Raw genomic sequence first — 16,212 nt, 5'->3', positions numbered from 1 at the left:
ATATTTTACTTCAAGGCAGATTCCATAGTATTTAAACACCCTGATGTTTTAAAAATTAAACATAAAAAAGATAAAGCCAACTTTATCTAATCGATATTTTAAACGCCAACAAAACATAAATATATGTATAAGTAAAGTTATCTTTTGTATTTTTACAAAAAATTAGCTAAAATGAATACTTTCAAGGTTTCCGTGCAAGAAACATCAAATAATACAATCATAAAATTTGAAATTAATCAAATTATAACTAAACATCAGAGTTATGAATTTGACAATATTGACGAAGCTAAATGCTCACCTTTAGCCCAACAATTATTTTATTTACCTTTTGTAAAAAAGGTATATATTTCTTGGAATTTCATAGCTCTTGAGCGCTATAGCATTGTTGAATGGAATGATGTTCAGGATGAGGTTGCCGATCAAATTGAAGCCTATCTTAATGATGGTGGAATTGTCATTGAAGAATCTGAAGCTCCTAAAAAAACACCTGTAACTGTGTATGCAGAAAGCACACCAAATCCAGCGGTTATTAAATTTGTGGCCAATAAAAAACTCGTTACTTCATTATTCGAGTTTACTTCTATTGATGAGGCTAAATCATCTCCCATGGCTACCGAATTATTTCATTTTCCATTTGTAAAAAGTGTGTTTATTGATGAAAACTATGTGTCAATCACCAAATATGACGTTGCCGAATGGCAAGATATAACCATGGAGCTTCGTGAGTTTATAAGAAGTTATATAGAAAATGGTAAAGATATTATCATAGCAGGTGCAACAGGAACTTTAAAGAACTCAGAAGCTCAAAAAGAGGCTCATTTTGAATCGCTTGATGACACCTCCAAAGAGATTATAAATATACTGGAAGAATATGTCAAACCGGCTGTAGCGAGTGATGGTGGTAATATCCAATTCATATCTTATGATGCCGAAAGTAAAAAAGTAAGTGTTATGCTTCAAGGTGCTTGTAGTGGCTGCCCTTCTTCAACATATACCTTAAAAAGTGGTATTGAAAACATGCTTAAAGAAATGCTTAAAGATAAGGTTGAAACGGTTGAAGCCATAAACGGATAAAATATTTACAACTTATAATTTTAAAAGGCGTTCATATATTAGAACGCTTTTTTTATGCCTGAAATTTTCCCTAACTTTGATAGATGAAGCTATACGTGTTTCAGTTTTTACTTCTTTTAACAAACTGCAAAGGTCAGACCTCTAAAACCATGGAATACCAATATACCAACGACCTCATTAATGAAACTAGTCCGTACCTATTACAACATGCTCATAATCCTGTAAACTGGTATGCTTGGAATTCAGAAACTTTACAACGAGCCAAATCTGAAAATAAGTTATTATTAATTAGTGTTGGCTATGCCGCTTGTCATTGGTGCCACGTCATGGAGCATGAAAGTTTTGAAGATAGTTCAGTAGCTCAAGTAATGAATAAGCATTTTATTAATGTGAAGGTTGATAGAGAAGAGCGCCCAGACATTGATCAGGTATACATGAACGCAGTGCAACTCATGACAGGAAGAGGCGGATGGCCAATGAATGTTATTGCATTGCCCGATGGAAGACCCTTTTGGGGCGGAACCTATTTTAGAAAAGATCAATGGGTTAATGCTTTGAATCAGATTTCTAAATTGTACGAGGAAACACCAGAAAAAATTTATGAGTATGCAGATAAATTAGAACAAGGCATTAAAAACATGGATTTGGTGCATTTGAATACTGATCCCCCAGATTTTGAATTGAAATTTATTGATCAAACTATCAAAAAATGGTCCAGTCAATTTGATTTTAAAGATGGCGGAATGAGCCGAGCTCCCAAATTTATGATGCCAAACAACTATCATTTTCTGCTCAGATATGCCTATCAAAACAATGATAAAACACTACAAGACTTTGTGAATTTTACACTTACAAAAATGGCTTATGGGGGTGTATTTGATCAAATTGGAGGTGGATTTTCAAGATATTCTGTAGACACAAAATGGCATGTGCCACACTTTGAAAAAATGCTTTATGATAACGGTCAGCTTGTTAGCTTATACTCAGATGCCTACCTCATCACCAAAAATGATTTATACAAAGATATTGTAACTCAAACTATAGAATATATCAAACGCGACATGACCACTGAAAACGGTGCTTTTTATTCTTCTCTTGATGCGGATAGTAACAATAATGAAGGGAAACTTGAAGAAGGTGCTTTTTATGTTTGGCAAAAAGAAGAACTTAAATCTCATTTAAAAGAAGATTATTTATTGTTTTCAGACTATTACAACATTAATAATTATGGGCTATGGGAACATGATAGTTATGTTCTTATAAGAAAAGACTCTGATGATGTGATTCTTAACAAATATGAGTTAAGCAAAGAACTTTTAAGTGAAAAGAAAGAAAAATGGAATGGCATATTATTAACTATTAGAAACAAAAGACCCAAACCAAGGCTGGATGATAAAACCTTAACATCATGGAATGCCATCATGCTAAAAGGCTATATAGATGCCTACAGAGTATTTGGAAACAAAGATTATTTAATTTCAGCAGAAAAAAATGCCAACTTCATATTGCATAATCAATTACGCGAAGATGGCGGATTATATCACAACTATAAAAATGGTAAAGGTTCTATTAATGGTTATCTGGAAGATTATGCATCAACCATTGAAGCCTTTATAAGCCTTTATGAAAATACTATTGATGACAAATGGCTCATCACTGCAAGGAATTTGACCAATTATACCTTTGACCATTTTTTTGATATAAGAAGCCATATGTTTTTCTTCACATCAAATGAAGATGACGCCCTTGTTTCAAGAAGTATAGAATACCGTGATAATGTGATTCCAGCAAGTAATTCCATTATGGCTAAAAATTTATTTAAATTAGCTCATTATTTCGATAATGAACATTACAGAAAAGCGGCCCTTACCATGCTCAATAATGTGAAGCCTGAGATTGAAGACTATGCTTCCGGGTATTCTAAGTGGTTAGATTTAATGCTCGATTATACCAATCCTTTTTATGAAATTGCCGTTGTTGGAATAGACGCTCTATCAAAAATTTCAGAAATAAACAAATCATACCTTCCAAATAAGCTCATTGCAGGAAGCATTACTGACAAAAACTTCCCTTTAATTGAAAACCGATATGTACCAAACGAAACATTAATTTATGTATGTGTTGATAACATGTGTCAACTTCCTGTTGCACATATTGAAGATGCCATTAAATTGTTAAAACCATGATATTTTTAAAAATCTTTTTAATAAGTCTTGTTGCTTTTGAACATATCTGCTTTTTAATCTTAGAAATGTTTTTATGGACCAAACCAAAAGGTATCAAAACTTTTGGTTTAAAGTCAAAAGAATTTGCTGAGGAAACCAAAGTCTTAGCAGCCAATCAAGGATTATATAATGGTTTTTTAGCCGCAGGATTGATTTATTCAGTTATTCTTAAAGACAATAATGCTTCTGTTTTCTTTTTAATATGTGTTATTATAGCAGGCATCTACGGAGCCTATTCAACAAAAAAAATACGCTTGTTTTATATTCAAGCCGTTCCTGCTATTTTAGCTCTAATTTCTACTGTCCTTTTATTGTGAAATGCATTTAATAACAATTCATTTCAATTAATCTTATTTAGTTTTTAACTTTGCTCTTCATTTAAAATAAAAAATTATGAATTTAGAGAAATGGCTAGAAATGGGATATGGATTAGTTATGACATTTGGACCAAAACTTATAGCCGCTATTTTAATCTGGATTTTTGGCTCATGGGCTGTAAAGATTATTCTGAAAGGGTTAACAAAAACCATGGAAAAAAGAGACTACGATTTGAGTCTTAAAAAGTTTTTAACAAACTTAATTAGTTGGGGGTTAAAAATAGTTTTAATCATTGTAGTTTTAGGTACTGTTGGTATAGAAACCACCTCCTTTGCTGCTTTACTTGCTTCTTTAGGATTAGCGATAGGGTTAGCGCTTCAAGGATCTTTAGGTAATTTTGCAGGCGGTGTTTTAATTATGATTTTTAAGCCTTTTAAAATTGGTGATTTAATTGAAGCTCAAGGTCAAATGGGGGTAGTTAAAGAAATAGAAATTTTCACAACAAAATTAACTGGTTTATCAAACAAAGAAATTATTATTCCAAATGGTTCCCTATCAAATGGGAATATTGTTAATTATACTACTGAAGGCACACGTCGTGTAGATCTGGTATTTGGTGTTGGTTATGATTCAGACATTAAAAAAACAAAAAACGTATTAATGCAGGTTTTAACATCACATCCAAAAGTTTTAAAGGAGCCAGCTCCTTCAGTAAATTTGTTGGAATTAGCCGATAGCTCAATTAATTTTGCGGTGAGACCTTGGTGTGCATCGGCTGATTATTGGACAGTATATTTTGAAGTAACTGAACAAACTAAAGAAGCATTGGACGCTGCAGATATTGAAATACCTTATCCACATCAAGTTGAAATAAGGAAAAAAGCTTAAGATTTAGGTTTTAATGCTACAAAATCTTTTAAATAATAAGGCTCAAAATAAGCGACATCTTCAAAGTCGCTTATTTTGTATTTATGATGAGCTAAAAATCCCATCTCATTAGCTGAAGGGAGTTTATCCTCAATAAATACAGCATTAGGATGTGAAATCAGAGTTTTTGTTTTTTCCACACCATTTCCAATAAAATACACTTTGCCTTGTTCTAAGTATGTACTAAAGGAGTCTTCACTTAAAATTTCAGCTTTTGTCTCTCTAATTTGATCATGATTTGAATCAAAAATAGCAGAATAAACTTCCATACGTCTGGCATCTAACATGGCCACAATAACGCCGTCACAATTTTTAACTTGATGTGCTAATGCTTCTAAAGTTGATACAGAAATCAATGGCTTATTTAAAGCAAAACAAAGTCCTTTGGCTGCTGAAACTCCAATGCGTAAACCCGTATAAGAACCTGGTCCTTTACTGATAGCAATAGCATCCAATTGATTTGCCTGAATATGTCCCCTTTTTAAGATTTCATCTATGTATACATGAAGTCTTTCTGCATGAGAATAATTTTTGTCGTAATCCTCTTTTGAAATTATAATTTTTCCTTCTTTAGAAAGAGACACTGAACAATTAGTAGTTGCAGTTTCTATATTAAGTATTATGGCCAAGAGAAATAACTTTAATCATTATTTACACTATCATCAGTCGCATTTGCTTTTAACTGAACTTTATCGCCATTTTTTAGCGTTTTTGTAACTACATTATAGGGTCCAACAATAACTTCTTCTCCTTCTTCTAGTCCAGACGTGATTTCTATGTTGGAATCATCTTGAATACCAGTTTTAACAACGCGAAGCTCTGCAGTATCTCCGTTTTTTATAAATACACATTCAAATTTTTCTGGACTCTCTTTAAGATCATCTGCTTCTTTTCTTTTGCTTTTTGTAGAAGTCGTATCTGTTTTAATTGTAATGGCGCTTATTGGAACGTTAATGGCATTATTTCTTTCGTTAGTAATAATATCAACAGTCGCAGTCATTCCTGGTCTGAAAGGTGAATAGTATTCAGGTTTTCCTTCAACCAAGTCTTTATAAGACTCTTCAGTAATTCTAACTTTTACTTTAAAATTTGTAACCTGATCTGCACTTAAAACACCATCAGCTGAATTTGAAATTTCAGTTACTACGCCTTTAAATTCTTTTTTTAAATAGGCATCTACCTCTACCATTGTGGAATCACCAATAGTTACTTTTACAATATCGTTCTCATTAACATCAACTTCAACTTCCATATTAGATAAATTGGCGACTCTTAAAATTTCAGTTCCTGCCATTTGTTGCGTTCCCACAACACGTTCACCCAACTCGACATCCAGTTTAGAAATAGTGCCATCCATCGGCGCATAAATGGTGGTTCTATTTAAATTATCAAGGGCTTCGTTAACAGTAGCCGCAGCGCTTTTCACGCTGTAATATGCAGATTCTCTATTTGCCAATGCAATTTCATAACTTGATACTGCTTTATCCCAATCTGACTTAGAAATAATTCCTTTTTCAAAAAGTTGCTTATTTCTTTCATAGCTGGCCTTAGCTTCAGTTAAAGACGCCTCTGCTTGATTTAAATTTGCTTTTACATTTTGCAGAGAGGCCTGAACACGGTTTAAACTGGATTGGTAAATATCGGGATTGATACGCACTAACAAATCACCTTTTTTGACTTGTTGTCCTTCAATAATTGGTAACTCTATAATTTCTCCTGAAACTTCACTAGAAATTTTAACTTCAACTTCTGGTTGAATTTTTCCGGTAGCCGAAACGGTTTCAATGATATCTAATCTGGTAATTTTTTTTGTTTCTATTTCTTTAAAGTTACCACTCTTTCCGAACCATCCAGCCTTTTTACCTCCAATTAAAGCAATTAATAATATAACCGTAATTGATACTATTATAACAAGTGATTTCTTACTCATTTTAATTAATTTATGTCAGTAATAGGAATTCCAAAGTAGAATTCTAAAACTTTGAGTTTAAATATATAATCATATTTGGTTCGCACTACATCACTTTGTGCTTGTTCAAATCTGCTCTGTGATTGGTTAAAATCAAAGGCATTTAATAAGCCAACATTATAACGTTCTTTAGAATAATCAAAGGCTTCTTTTCTGGCTAAAAGAGTTTTTTGTGCAGCTTCATAGGCCTTTAATGCTCCTCTAGCATCATTATAAGCTTGATATACATTAGTTTCAATATCTAAATTAGCTTGTTCCAATTGATATTTAGTACGATCTACATTAAGTTTATTTCTTTTTACATTATTCCTTACTGAAAATCCGTTAAAAATTGGAATACTTAAAGCAAACCCATAGTTATAACCATCATTCAAACTAAATTGATCAAATAGAGGATCAGGTCCACTTATTATTGGAATTCTATTTTCCACTTGGGCAATTACTGGTTCTCCGGTTGATTGAACTTCACCTATTTGTACGGTTGAAGTTGGATTGTCCGGATCGAGCTGTGTACCAGTAAATTGATCACTGTATGATGCTCTTGTATTATACCCAAAAAATCCTCTTAATGTTGGTTGATATGCTGCTCTGGCCATTTTCAAATCATACTCAGCCATTTCTGCACTATTTTCCGCAATTTTAATATCATATCTGGTTTCCTTGGCTTTATTAATAATAGCTTGTGGAGATTCAGAGAGTATAAAAGTATCAGGCACTTCATAAATAGAATCTACTATATCAAAATTAGTGTAATCTTTAATTAATAATATTTGGGCTAATTGAATTTTTGATATTAAAATAGCATTTTGAGCATTTACAATTTGTTGTTCTTGTGAAGCAATTGTGGCCTGAATCTCAAATAAATCGCCTTTAGGCAAAGCCCCAGCGTCAACCAATTCATTCGTTCTGTTTAATTCTTCTCTGGTAATCTCATTTTGATTCAATAAGACTTTATATTGTTCCTTATTAAACAATATTTGAAGAAATGAATTTGCCACCATAAGAGAAATATTGTCTTTCATATCATCTAATTGATATTGAGAAGCCAATACTTCCAACTTAGCGCGATTAAACTGATATAAATTTCTCAAACCTCCATAGATGTCAAAACCAGCATTTAAACCTACAGAAGAATATTGAGTTGTTACATTTTGAAAAAGACCAGTTGTAATATTTTGGTTTAATCCCACATTCCAGGAATGATTCCCAGAGGCATTTAACGACGGAAGATAATTACCAACCGCATCTTTCTTATTTAATTCAGATGACTTAAGATCTAACTCACTTTGCTTTACTGAAATATTGTTTTCAATAGCATAATCTACACAAGCTCTAAGTGTCCATTTATTATCCTGAGCCTGTATTTTAAAAGTTAAAATAACTACTATTAATAAGAATGATTTTTTCATATGTAAAATATTGGTCTACTTAATTGTGAAAGTGTTACAAATAAATTAATTATTTTGAGCATATTTTGGAATCCCTTGAATTTGATTCCACACTTTTATTTTATCAGCCTTGGTAACCCCGTTTTTTACTTCTACAAAGATACCATCACTAATCCCTAATTCAATGTCTTTTCTCTCAAATTTTTGATTCCCAACCTCTAGTTCAACATAAGGTTTTTTTGTTTCCCTGTCATACTGAACTAAGGCCTCTCTGATAGCTAAAACATTTTCAGCTTTATCCAAAATAATAGAAGCATTAGCACTTAAGCCCGCTCTAATAAATGTAGAATCAATAGATTTAATACTTCCTTTTATCTCAAATTGAATAGCCCCATTTTCAGCAATTCCTTGAGGGGCAATATAATCCAAGACAGCATCAAACTTTTTGTTCTCAATCGCACCAACGGTAATTTCTAATGGCAATCCTTCTTTTATCTTACCTACCTCGCTCTCATCAACATTTCCCTCAAAAATCATTTTTTTTACATCTGCCAGAGATGCAATTGAGGTCCCTTCATTAAAATTATTTGCTTCAATCACCTGATTTCCTTCCTTAACAGGAACGTCTAACACCATTCCAGAAATAGTTGCTCTCACTAATGTTTGAGCTATATTCCCTAATCCGGAAGTGGTTCCTGTTTTTATGATATCATAATTTTGCCTGGCAGAAGTCAAATTTATTTTGGCCTGTTCAATGCTTTGTTTAGCCTGCAAATAGGTGTTGTTTATACCTTCAAAATCATTTGCTGAAATAATGCCTTTTTCAAATAATGCCCTTTGACGGTCATAATTTGCTTGTTGTGTTTGCAAATTAATTTGGGCTGTTTCCACGGCCGTTTGACTTGTGGCAATGCTGTTTTTTGCACTAGTTAAAGAGGACACATTAGGAATAACTCTGATTTTTGCTATTAAATCACCGGACTTTATATACTCACCTGCCTCGATATATACCTCTTCAATAACTCCAGAAATATTAGGTTTTATAAGAATTTCTTCTTTAGGAACAATATTTCCTGTTGCAACCGTTTTAACAAAAATAGTTTGTTCAGAGGGCGATTCTGTAGAATATAAAATAGGATCTTCCTGGTTTTTTTGCCATAAATAAACTAAAGCTACAGAAAATACTACTACAATTGATATTAACGTAATTAATGTTTTTGTTCTTTTCATTATTTGATATTGATATTATTCTATTCTCAATGCATCTACAGGTTTTAATTTTGTCGCACTATTCGCTGGGATTAAACCTGCAAGAATTCCAGAAATAATTAATATTGATAAGGCTATAAAGATAACTGTCATGTTTACACTGGGATTTACAAAATTGTCTATTGGCCCATATAAATCAACTAAATAGTTTAAAACCCATATGACTCCAGTTGAAAATGAAATCCCTACCATTCCAGATAAAATGGTTAATATTAAGCTTTCTTGTAATATTTGTGATCTGATAACAAAAGGCGTAGCTCCCAGCGCCCTTCTTATTCCAATTTCCTTTGTTCTCTCCTTAACAACAATGAGCATAATATTGCTTATACCTATAATTCCCGACATTAAAATTAATGCTCCCACGAAGTAACCAATAAACGTTAAAATGGAAAATAAGCCTGAAATTTTCTGAAACATTTCGGATAAATCATGATATCCAAAGGCTCCATCATCATCAGGATGCACAATATGTCTTGATTTTAAAACCCCAAAAATTCTTGATCTTAAATCAGCTATATTAACCTCATCAACTGCAGTTATATTCATCCAGTCCACATTATCCCCCGTATTGAAAGCTTGACCAAATGCTGAAAAAGGAATAACGATAGTATTTCCCTCTTCCTCACGGTTACCTTGACTCGTTTTTAGTTTAAACTGACCAATCACCATAAAATTAACGCCGTTAATTTTTATGTATGAACCAATTACACCTTCATCATTTTCATATAAGGTTTTAACAACTTCTCTACCAATAACACATACCTTCCGTTTGTCATCTATATCTGAATAACTAATAAAACGACCCTCAAGAATGTCCATGGGTTTTTGATTTATATATTCTGGAAAATGCCCTTCAACTTGAAATGCTCCTGTATTTTCGTTTCTAGTGACATTGTTTGACCCCATATAACCTCCCAATCGGTTTTGTGGAGTTACATATTTTAATTCAGGTATTTCTCGCTTTAAAGCGTCAATATCACCTAGTTTTAAAGGAAATCTTCGACCCTTTGGCAAGCCTTTATATGGAATTGATGTACCGCGCACATATAGAAAACAAGAATTAGATGTCATATTTTGGAATCCAGCCGTAACACCTTTTTCTAATCCATTTGTTAGTGCCAAGAGTAAAACCAGAATTGAAATGCCCCAAAACACACCAAATGCTGTCAAAAACGTTCTAAATTTATTTGAATTTAGCGTTTCTAATATTTCATTCCAACGTTCTCTGCTAAACATATATTATTCGTCTCTTAATGCTTCGATTGGTTTTATTTTAGCAGCACGGTAAGCAGGAATGAATCCTGCCAATGCACCGGCAATTACTAAAACAAAAACCGTAATTAATGCGGTATTAAAATCAACTTGTGGGTGTTTTATATAATCTGTTTCAATTAACGGCCCTACAATTTCAAGAAGTGCTAATCCAAATATAAGACCAAATAACCCAGAGAACATGGTCACATAAATAGCTTCTTGCATGATCATTCCCACTATAGACATTGGTAATGCACCTAATGCCTTCCGAATTCCAATTTCCTTGGTTCGTTCCTTTACAATAATCAGCATAATATTACCAACACCAACAATTCCTGCTATAATAGTCCCAATACCTACAAACCAAAAAATAGCTTTGATTATGCTAATTAATGAATAATAGCGTCTGAATTGCTCTAAAGAATTTTGTATTCTAATGGCCCCTGGATCATCTGGAGCAACAGTATGCATCTGTTTTAATTCCCCTTCAATTCCCGAAGCAACAAAAGTTGTTAACTGTGTAGAGGCATCTATATCATCAGACATTTTAACTGTAAAACTCAAATTGTTAATTCTGTCTATCCCATTAAATGCCTTTTGAGCTGTAGTAAGGGGCATAAAAATCTGGCTTTCAGCTTGCTCTCCTCCTGGATCATAAAAAACTCCAATGACCTTAAAGTTAATATCATTTATTTTAATATCTTTATTAATTGGGTCTTCATTTTTAAATAAATCTAATTTGATTTGATTTCCAATTACAGCAACTTTTGTTTCATTTTCTATGTCTGAAAAATTAATAAATCTTCCTGACCCTATATCAGAATTTTTTATAAATTGATAATCTGGTAACACACCATAGGCACGGTAATTTCCACCTTCTTTTAGGTAATTAGTTTGTGCTCTCCAAATCATATAATTTGAAGATTTATATTCTAAATAATCACCATAAAGTTGATTTATTCTATTATAATCTTCTTGTTTTAATTGAATGTATCTTCCTGGGTTTAACCCTTTATATTCTTTAGTAGTACTTCTTGTCCAAACACTTATCTCTCCTTTAGCATCATTTGAAAATTGATCTGAAACTCCATTTTGTATACCGGAACTAAATCCTAATAAGACAACCAATATAAATATTCCAGAAGCCACGGAAAGTCCTGTTAAAAAAGTTCTTAACTTATTTTTGCTTAATGTATCAAATATTTCTTGCCAACGCTCAATATCAAACATGTTGCTTTAGAATATGTTGATTAATTAAATTATCATCTATAACTACGCCATCTTTCAAATTGATGATTCGCTTTGTCATATTTGCGATATCATTTTCATGAGTAACAATTAAAACCGTTTTACCTTCGCTGTTTATTTCTTGAATTAGCTCCATTACCTCATAAGAGGTTTTTGAATCTAATGCTCCTGTAGGCTCATCTGCAAGTAACACTTTAGGGTTTGTAACCAAAGCCCTAGCTACAGCAACTCGTTGTTTTTGACCACCAGACATTTCATTTGGTAAATGATGAGACCAATCTGCTAAACCAACTTTTTCTAGGTAATGAGCTGCCAATTCTAATCGCTCCTTTCGTTTCATACCTTTATAATATAAAGGCATGGCTACATTATCTAAAGCAGATTTAAAACCGATGAGGTTGAATGATTGAAACACAAAACCTAAAAACTCATTGCGATACTTTGCTGCAATCTTTTCATTAAGATTTTTTATAGGAACACCATCTAAAATATAAGATCCAGAATCAGCCTCGTCTAATATTCCTAAAATATTTAAAAAGGTAGATTTACCTGAACCTGAAGACCCCATAATTGATACCATTTCTCCTTCCTTAACATCAAAATTTATACCTTTTAAAACGTGAAGAGAATTACTTCCCATATGGTAAGATTTATGCAAATCTTTTACTTGTATCATAGGTAGATGGTTTTAATCACAAAAATAGTTATATCAAAACCTTAAATATCTTAAGGAATTGTTAAGAAACCAAGTACAACAGATTAATAAGACTGATTTAAAAAGAAGTGTTACAATAGAAATTGTATTTTACTTTTTTTACTAAAATATTTTTTATAAATAATAAAACCAATACCCGCGATAAGCAGGTACGGTATGGACATTAAATAAATAATGCCATTATTGATGCCTTTAGCAGTGCCTTGTCCTTCTTCAGTCTCGAGAACGGCACGACACATGGCACATTGAGCTTCCGCTGGGATTGAGATAACCAACAACAAAATCAATAAAATTATATATCTTTTTTTTTTAGACATAGTAAGGTGAAATCATAATGTATACAACAACTCCAGTAATAGCAACATATAACCACAAAGGAAAGGTAATCTTCGCTATTTTTTTATGCCTTTCTATATTATTTGTAATAGCCCTAACATAAGTGATTAATACGAATGGAATTACTACAATTGACATTAAAATATGTGTTATTAAAATAACATAATAAAAATATTTCATAAGCCCATCTCCTCCATATTTTGTTGAATCACTTGTCATATGATAGGCTACATACATAACCAAAAAGGCTAACGACAAACTAACCGCCAATTGCATCAACCTTTTATGAAGCGTTATTTTCTTTTTTTGAATAGCGACATAAGCCAACACTAAAACTAGCGCCGTTACGGCATTAATGGATGCATAAATTGGTGGTAAAAAAGTTAATGGTTCAATATCGTAACCTAATTCACGTAAATTAACTCCAAATAGTATGGCTACCACAACAGGAATTATAACTGATAGAATAACTATCCAGGTATTATATTTTTTTTCAGCTTGTAAATTATCTTGCTTCATTATTCATTTAAAAGTTTTGTAATATCCTCTTTTAAAATTGTTATTTCTTCGGGCATACCTTCATCATCAAATTTCTCATCTGGTGAAATCATTCCATTATAAAAAATGATAGGATTCCCATTGACCACACGTGAACGAATAAATCCTTTCTTATCAATCAAAGCAAAATTACCAGAATGTTCAAAACCCCCTTCGACTGATTCATCTTTCGCAGTATATAAATTAAAGCCTTCATTTGCTAATTTATAAATGGTTTCTTGATTGCCTGTCATTAAATTCCAATTCGGGTTGGTTACACCATAACTATCAGCATACGCTTTTAAAACTTGTGCCGTATCATATTCTGGATTGATAGTAAAAGATGCCACTCCAAAATTATCATATTCTGAAAACGAATTTTGGATTTGAATTAAATTAGCATTCATTCTAGGGCAAATAGTTGGGCAGGTTGTAAAAAAGAATTCAATCACATAGACCTTTCCTAAATAATCCCTATTCGTAATAATTTTTCCGTTTTGATTTGTAAAACTAAAATCTGGAACCATTTTACGTTCACCATTAATTTCAATAAAGGCCAAGTCAGAAAGTTTTGTTTTGTTTTCATCAGCAAAATCAGACCTGCTTTCTTTTCTTGATACGTCTTCAGTATTTATTCTATCTATAATTTTAGGAATAAAATAAATACCAAATACTAAAATTACAAATGAAATACCTATATAAGAATAATTAGTTTTCTTCATCCTGTTCTTTTAAATCCTTAGCTCTTCTTGTTGTAGAATCAAAATCACCTTTTCTTTTTTGCCTGTATTCTGTAAATAATATACGCATATCTTCACTCATTTTATTTTTAATTTCGGCCACTTCAATACAGTCATACGCTTTCAATCCATGTACTGCTTTATTTTTAGCAATTTCATTATCAGTTCTATCATCAATTCTTCCGCGTTGATTTAAATCCTTATCAATAATAAAAACTGAATTAGTTGCTAGACTTTCATTTAGAGGTGCATTGCTTTTTAAGCTATTATATAATTTTTGAATAGCAAAAGGCTCTCCATACACAAAATGCCAGAACCTAATATCTTCATAAGTATTAATTTCCTGTTTAAGTTCTTCAGTAAGTTTTTGCGTTCCATCCGGAACTACTATAACTATTTGAAACTTTTTGAATCCTTTGAATTTATCATACATCAATTCTTTTAAATTTGATGCGGCAATAACATAATCCATGGGGTTTTCTCCAAGAAAACCAAGTACGGTAATATGCTCTTTTAACAGAATGTTTTCATTTGAATCTGAAGTAAATTGTTGCAAATCTAAAACCGATTCATTGACAATATCAAGTGGTTTATAATTATGAGTAGCTGGATATAAAAACAATAAAAATGTTACAGGAAGAAAGAATAAAATCCCTAAAACTACATAGCGCTTAACTTTTTTTAAATCCACCTAAAAAGTCTTAAATTATTGAATTGCAAAAATAAAAAAAGGTGGTTTAATAAACCACCTTTCTTATATCTTTTAACACAGTATTATGTGTATAAGTGCTTTTTAAAAATCTCTTTTAAGATATCCTGAAGTATATATATCTTGAATATATCCACCTTCTTGTAATAATATAAACAGTAAATATAAAATCAAGAATATAGCAGTCCAAACTACCATACGCCTTAAACCAGGCGTTTCATCTCTCATGTGCATAAAATCCCAGGTAATATAGTAGGCTTTTACTAGAGTTAAAATAATGAAAATCCAGTTTAATATTTTCATTCCTAAAAAATGACCAATCAAGGCTTCTGGTTTCATGATCCCTAAGATTACCTCGACTGAGGTTACAATACTTAATAAAATTAAAACACCCCAAATTTTTTGAGTATTTGATTTAAACTTAATTAAACCTCTTAATATTTCTAATTTATGTGCGTGTGCCATTTCTAATTATATTATTTCAATTAAACCAGGTAGAAGAATGTAAATACAAATACCCAAACTAAATCTACAAAGTGCCAATACAATCCTACTTTCTCAACCATTTCATAATTCTTGCGTTTTTCATAAGTCCCTAAAATCACATTAAAGAAAATAATAATGTTAATTACAACACCTGAAAAAACGTGGAAACCGTGAAAACCTGTTATAAAAAAGAAAAAGTCAGCAAACAATGGCGAACCATATTCATTGACATGTAAATTAGCTCCTTCTATAACATGCTTGCCATTTGTTTTTATTTGTTTTAATGATTCTTCTCTAGAAAGCACCGTTTTATGACCATCCTCATTAATATCTTGTGTTCTTACTAAAATATTATCATGAGACTCTAAACCATTAATAACTTCTTCAACCGTATAAGTTGGCAATGACCCTTCACTCATAAACCAAACACCAGTATTACGTTGTAATTGTTCTCTTTCACGTGGTCCGGCAGTAACGAAATCCCTTAATGCTACACGATGCCCATTGGCATCAACAAACTGTAAAATGTTACCCCCTTTGGTTTGTATAGCGCCATAATCACCTTTAATAAAAGTAGCCCATTCCCATGCTTGAGAACCCACGAAAATAAGACCTCCAATAATGGTTAACAACATATAAATGGTCACTTTACCCTTATTCAAATGGTGTCCGGCATCAACGGCCAAAACCATGGTTACAGATGACATAATCAAAATGAACGTCATAAACGCCACATAAATCATAGGTAATTCTTGTCCATGTAAAAAAGGCACGTGTGTAAACACCTCATCGGCAATTGGCCATGTTTCTATAAACTTAAATCTTGAAAATCCATAGGCTGCTAAAAACCCAGAGAATGTTAAGGCATCTGAAACAATGAAAAACCACATCATCATTTTACCATAACTTGCTTTTAAAGGCGGATTGCCTCCTCCCCAAGTTTTACCTTCTGTTCCAGTATTTACAACTGTAGTACTCATATGTAGCATTTAGTTTTTAAAAGTTGCACAAAAATAA

Annotated in this window: 17 protein-coding genes; 4 read left to right on the top strand and 13 right to left on the bottom strand. The window is 32.2% G+C overall.

The window, feature by feature from the left end; all coding sequences use genetic code 11:
- The first annotated feature begins 171 nt into the window (after positions 1-171).
- The 4 genes from V8G56_RS07355 to V8G56_RS07340 all read left to right on the top strand — a co-directional run bounded on the left by V8G56_RS07355 (position 172) and on the right by V8G56_RS07340 (position 4,505).
- Positions 172-1,074, top strand: coding sequence for a NifU family protein (locus tag V8G56_RS07355; RefSeq protein ID WP_395437801.1), 903 nt, complete (start codon positions 172-174; stop codon positions 1,072-1,074).
- 83 nt (positions 1,075-1,157) lie between these two features.
- Positions 1,158-3,260 carry a thioredoxin domain-containing protein gene (locus V8G56_RS07350; RefSeq protein WP_395437800.1) on the top strand — a complete coding sequence of 701 codons (2,103 nt, stop codon included), beginning with the start codon at positions 1,158-1,160 and terminating at the stop codon, positions 3,258-3,260.
- Positions 3,257-3,616, top strand: coding sequence for a DUF1304 domain-containing protein (locus tag V8G56_RS07345; protein ID WP_395437799.1), 360 nt, complete (start codon positions 3,257-3,259; stop codon positions 3,614-3,616). The genes V8G56_RS07350 and V8G56_RS07345 overlap by 4 nt, the downstream gene beginning before the upstream one ends.
- Before the next feature lie 76 nt (positions 3,617-3,692).
- Positions 3,693-4,505, top strand: a complete 813-nt coding sequence (locus tag V8G56_RS07340) for a mechanosensitive ion channel family protein (RefSeq protein ID WP_395437798.1) — start codon at positions 3,693-3,695, stop codon at positions 4,503-4,505.
- Here V8G56_RS07340 and tsaB read toward each other — a convergent pair.
- The 13 genes from tsaB to V8G56_RS07275 form a co-directional block, all read right to left on the bottom strand.
- The gene (gene tsaB, locus V8G56_RS07335; protein WP_395437797.1) at positions 4,502-5,173 is read right to left on the bottom strand and encodes a tRNA (adenosine(37)-N6)-threonylcarbamoyltransferase complex dimerization subunit type 1 TsaB; all 672 of its coding nucleotides are present in this window, start codon (positions 5,171-5,173) and stop codon (positions 4,502-4,504) included. The genes V8G56_RS07340 and tsaB overlap by 4 nt on opposite strands.
- An 11-nt stretch (positions 5,174-5,184) precedes the next feature.
- Entirely contained in the window at positions 5,185-6,474 is a 1,290-nt protein-coding gene (locus V8G56_RS07330) for an efflux RND transporter periplasmic adaptor subunit (protein ID WP_395437796.1), read from the bottom strand.
- A 5-nt stretch (positions 6,475-6,479) separates the two neighbouring features.
- Positions 6,480-7,922: a TolC family protein gene (locus V8G56_RS07325; RefSeq protein WP_395437795.1), complete on the bottom strand. Its 1,443-nt coding sequence runs from the start codon at positions 7,920-7,922 to the stop codon at positions 6,480-6,482.
- Positions 7,923-7,967: 45 nt separating this feature from the next.
- A complete protein-coding gene (locus V8G56_RS07320) occupies positions 7,968-9,131 on the bottom strand; it encodes an efflux RND transporter periplasmic adaptor subunit (protein ID WP_395437794.1) in 1,164 nt (387 codons plus the stop codon).
- Positions 9,132-9,146: 15 nt separating this feature from the next.
- Positions 9,147-10,406 (bottom strand): ABC transporter permease, encoded by a 1,260-nt coding sequence (locus V8G56_RS07315; protein WP_395437793.1) that lies wholly within the window; start codon positions 10,404-10,406, stop codon positions 9,147-9,149.
- A 3-nt stretch (positions 10,407-10,409) separates the two neighbouring features.
- The gene (locus tag V8G56_RS07310; RefSeq protein WP_395437792.1) at positions 10,410-11,654 is read right to left on the bottom strand and encodes an ABC transporter permease; all 1,245 of its coding nucleotides are present in this window, start codon (positions 11,652-11,654) and stop codon (positions 10,410-10,412) included.
- Positions 11,647-12,348 (bottom strand): ABC transporter ATP-binding protein, encoded by a 702-nt coding sequence (locus V8G56_RS07305; RefSeq protein WP_395437791.1) that lies wholly within the window; start codon positions 12,346-12,348, stop codon positions 11,647-11,649. Before V8G56_RS07305 ends, V8G56_RS07310 begins: the two co-directional genes overlap by 8 nt.
- Before the next feature lie 110 nt (positions 12,349-12,458).
- Positions 12,459-12,704: a hypothetical protein gene (locus tag V8G56_RS07300; protein WP_395437790.1), complete on the bottom strand. Its 246-nt coding sequence runs from the start codon at positions 12,702-12,704 to the stop codon at positions 12,459-12,461.
- The gene (locus V8G56_RS07295; RefSeq protein WP_395437789.1) at positions 12,697-13,242 is read right to left on the bottom strand and encodes a DUF420 domain-containing protein; all 546 of its coding nucleotides are present in this window, start codon (positions 13,240-13,242) and stop codon (positions 12,697-12,699) included. The genes V8G56_RS07300 and V8G56_RS07295 overlap by 8 nt, the downstream gene beginning before the upstream one ends.
- Positions 13,242-13,982 (bottom strand): SCO family protein, encoded by a 741-nt coding sequence (locus V8G56_RS07290; protein ID WP_395437788.1) that lies wholly within the window; start codon positions 13,980-13,982, stop codon positions 13,242-13,244. Before V8G56_RS07290 ends, V8G56_RS07295 begins: the two co-directional genes overlap by 1 nt.
- Complete coding sequence (locus tag V8G56_RS07285) at positions 13,969-14,691, bottom strand: hypothetical protein (RefSeq protein ID WP_395437787.1); 723 nt, start codon at positions 14,689-14,691, stop codon at positions 13,969-13,971. Before V8G56_RS07285 ends, V8G56_RS07290 begins: the two co-directional genes overlap by 14 nt.
- 102 nt (positions 14,692-14,793) lie before the next feature.
- On the bottom strand, positions 14,794-15,174 hold the full coding sequence (locus V8G56_RS07280; protein WP_395437786.1) for a cytochrome C oxidase subunit IV family protein: 381 nt from the start codon (positions 15,172-15,174) through the stop codon (positions 14,794-14,796).
- A 20-nt stretch (positions 15,175-15,194) separates the two neighbouring features.
- The gene (locus V8G56_RS07275; RefSeq protein ID WP_395437785.1) at positions 15,195-16,175 is read right to left on the bottom strand and encodes a cytochrome c oxidase subunit 3; all 981 of its coding nucleotides are present in this window, start codon (positions 16,173-16,175) and stop codon (positions 15,195-15,197) included.
- Between the last annotated feature and the right edge of the window lie 37 nt (positions 16,176-16,212).

The sequence above is a fragment of the Gaetbulibacter aquiaggeris genome, from assembly GCF_044003965.1.
GTDB lineage: Bacteria > Bacteroidota > Bacteroidia > Flavobacteriales > Flavobacteriaceae > Yeosuana > Yeosuana aquiaggeris.
Note: the sequence above shows the minus strand (reverse complement) of the source record. Positions and strands in the feature narration are given on the sequence as shown.

What these genes read in the sequence shown, in the direction of transcription:
- V8G56_RS07325 (WP_395437795.1), bottom strand. Translation starts at nt 7,922, where the DNA reads ATGAAAAAATCATTCTTATTAATAGTAGTTATTTTAACTTTTAAAATA.
- V8G56_RS07300 (WP_395437790.1), bottom strand. Translation starts at nt 12,704, where the DNA reads ATGTCTAAAAAAAAAAGATATATAATTTTATTGATTTTGTTGTTGGTT.
- V8G56_RS07330 (WP_395437796.1), bottom strand. Translation starts at nt 6,474, where the DNA reads ATGAGTAAGAAATCACTTGTTATAATAGTATCAATTACGGTTATATTA.
- V8G56_RS07305 (WP_395437791.1), bottom strand. Translation starts at nt 12,348, where the DNA reads ATGATACAAGTAAAAGATTTGCATAAATCTTACCATATGGGAAGTAAT.
- V8G56_RS07275 (WP_395437785.1), bottom strand. Translation starts at nt 16,175, where the DNA reads ATGAGTACTACAGTTGTAAATACTGGAACAGAAGGTAAAACTTGGGGA.
- V8G56_RS07350 (WP_395437800.1), top strand. Translation starts at nt 1,158, where the DNA reads ATGAAGCTATACGTGTTTCAGTTTTTACTTCTTTTAACAAACTGCAAA.
- V8G56_RS07340 (WP_395437798.1), top strand. Translation starts at nt 3,693, where the DNA reads ATGAATTTAGAGAAATGGCTAGAAATGGGATATGGATTAGTTATGACA.
- V8G56_RS07345 (WP_395437799.1), top strand. Translation starts at nt 3,257, where the DNA reads ATGATATTTTTAAAAATCTTTTTAATAAGTCTTGTTGCTTTTGAACAT.
- V8G56_RS07315 (WP_395437793.1), bottom strand. Translation starts at nt 10,406, where the DNA reads ATGTTTAGCAGAGAACGTTGGAATGAAATATTAGAAACGCTAAATTCA.
- V8G56_RS07295 (WP_395437789.1), bottom strand. Translation starts at nt 13,242, where the DNA reads ATGAAGCAAGATAATTTACAAGCTGAAAAAAAATATAATACCTGGATA.
- V8G56_RS07355 (WP_395437801.1), top strand. Translation starts at nt 172, where the DNA reads ATGAATACTTTCAAGGTTTCCGTGCAAGAAACATCAAATAATACAATC.
- V8G56_RS07280 (WP_395437786.1), bottom strand. Translation starts at nt 15,174, where the DNA reads ATGGCACACGCACATAAATTAGAAATATTAAGAGGTTTAATTAAGTTT.
- V8G56_RS07290 (WP_395437788.1), bottom strand. Translation starts at nt 13,982, where the DNA reads ATGAAGAAAACTAATTATTCTTATATAGGTATTTCATTTGTAATTTTA.
- V8G56_RS07320 (WP_395437794.1), bottom strand. Translation starts at nt 9,131, where the DNA reads ATGAAAAGAACAAAAACATTAATTACGTTAATATCAATTGTAGTAGTA.
- V8G56_RS07310 (WP_395437792.1), bottom strand. Translation starts at nt 11,654, where the DNA reads ATGTTTGATATTGAGCGTTGGCAAGAAATATTTGATACATTAAGCAAA.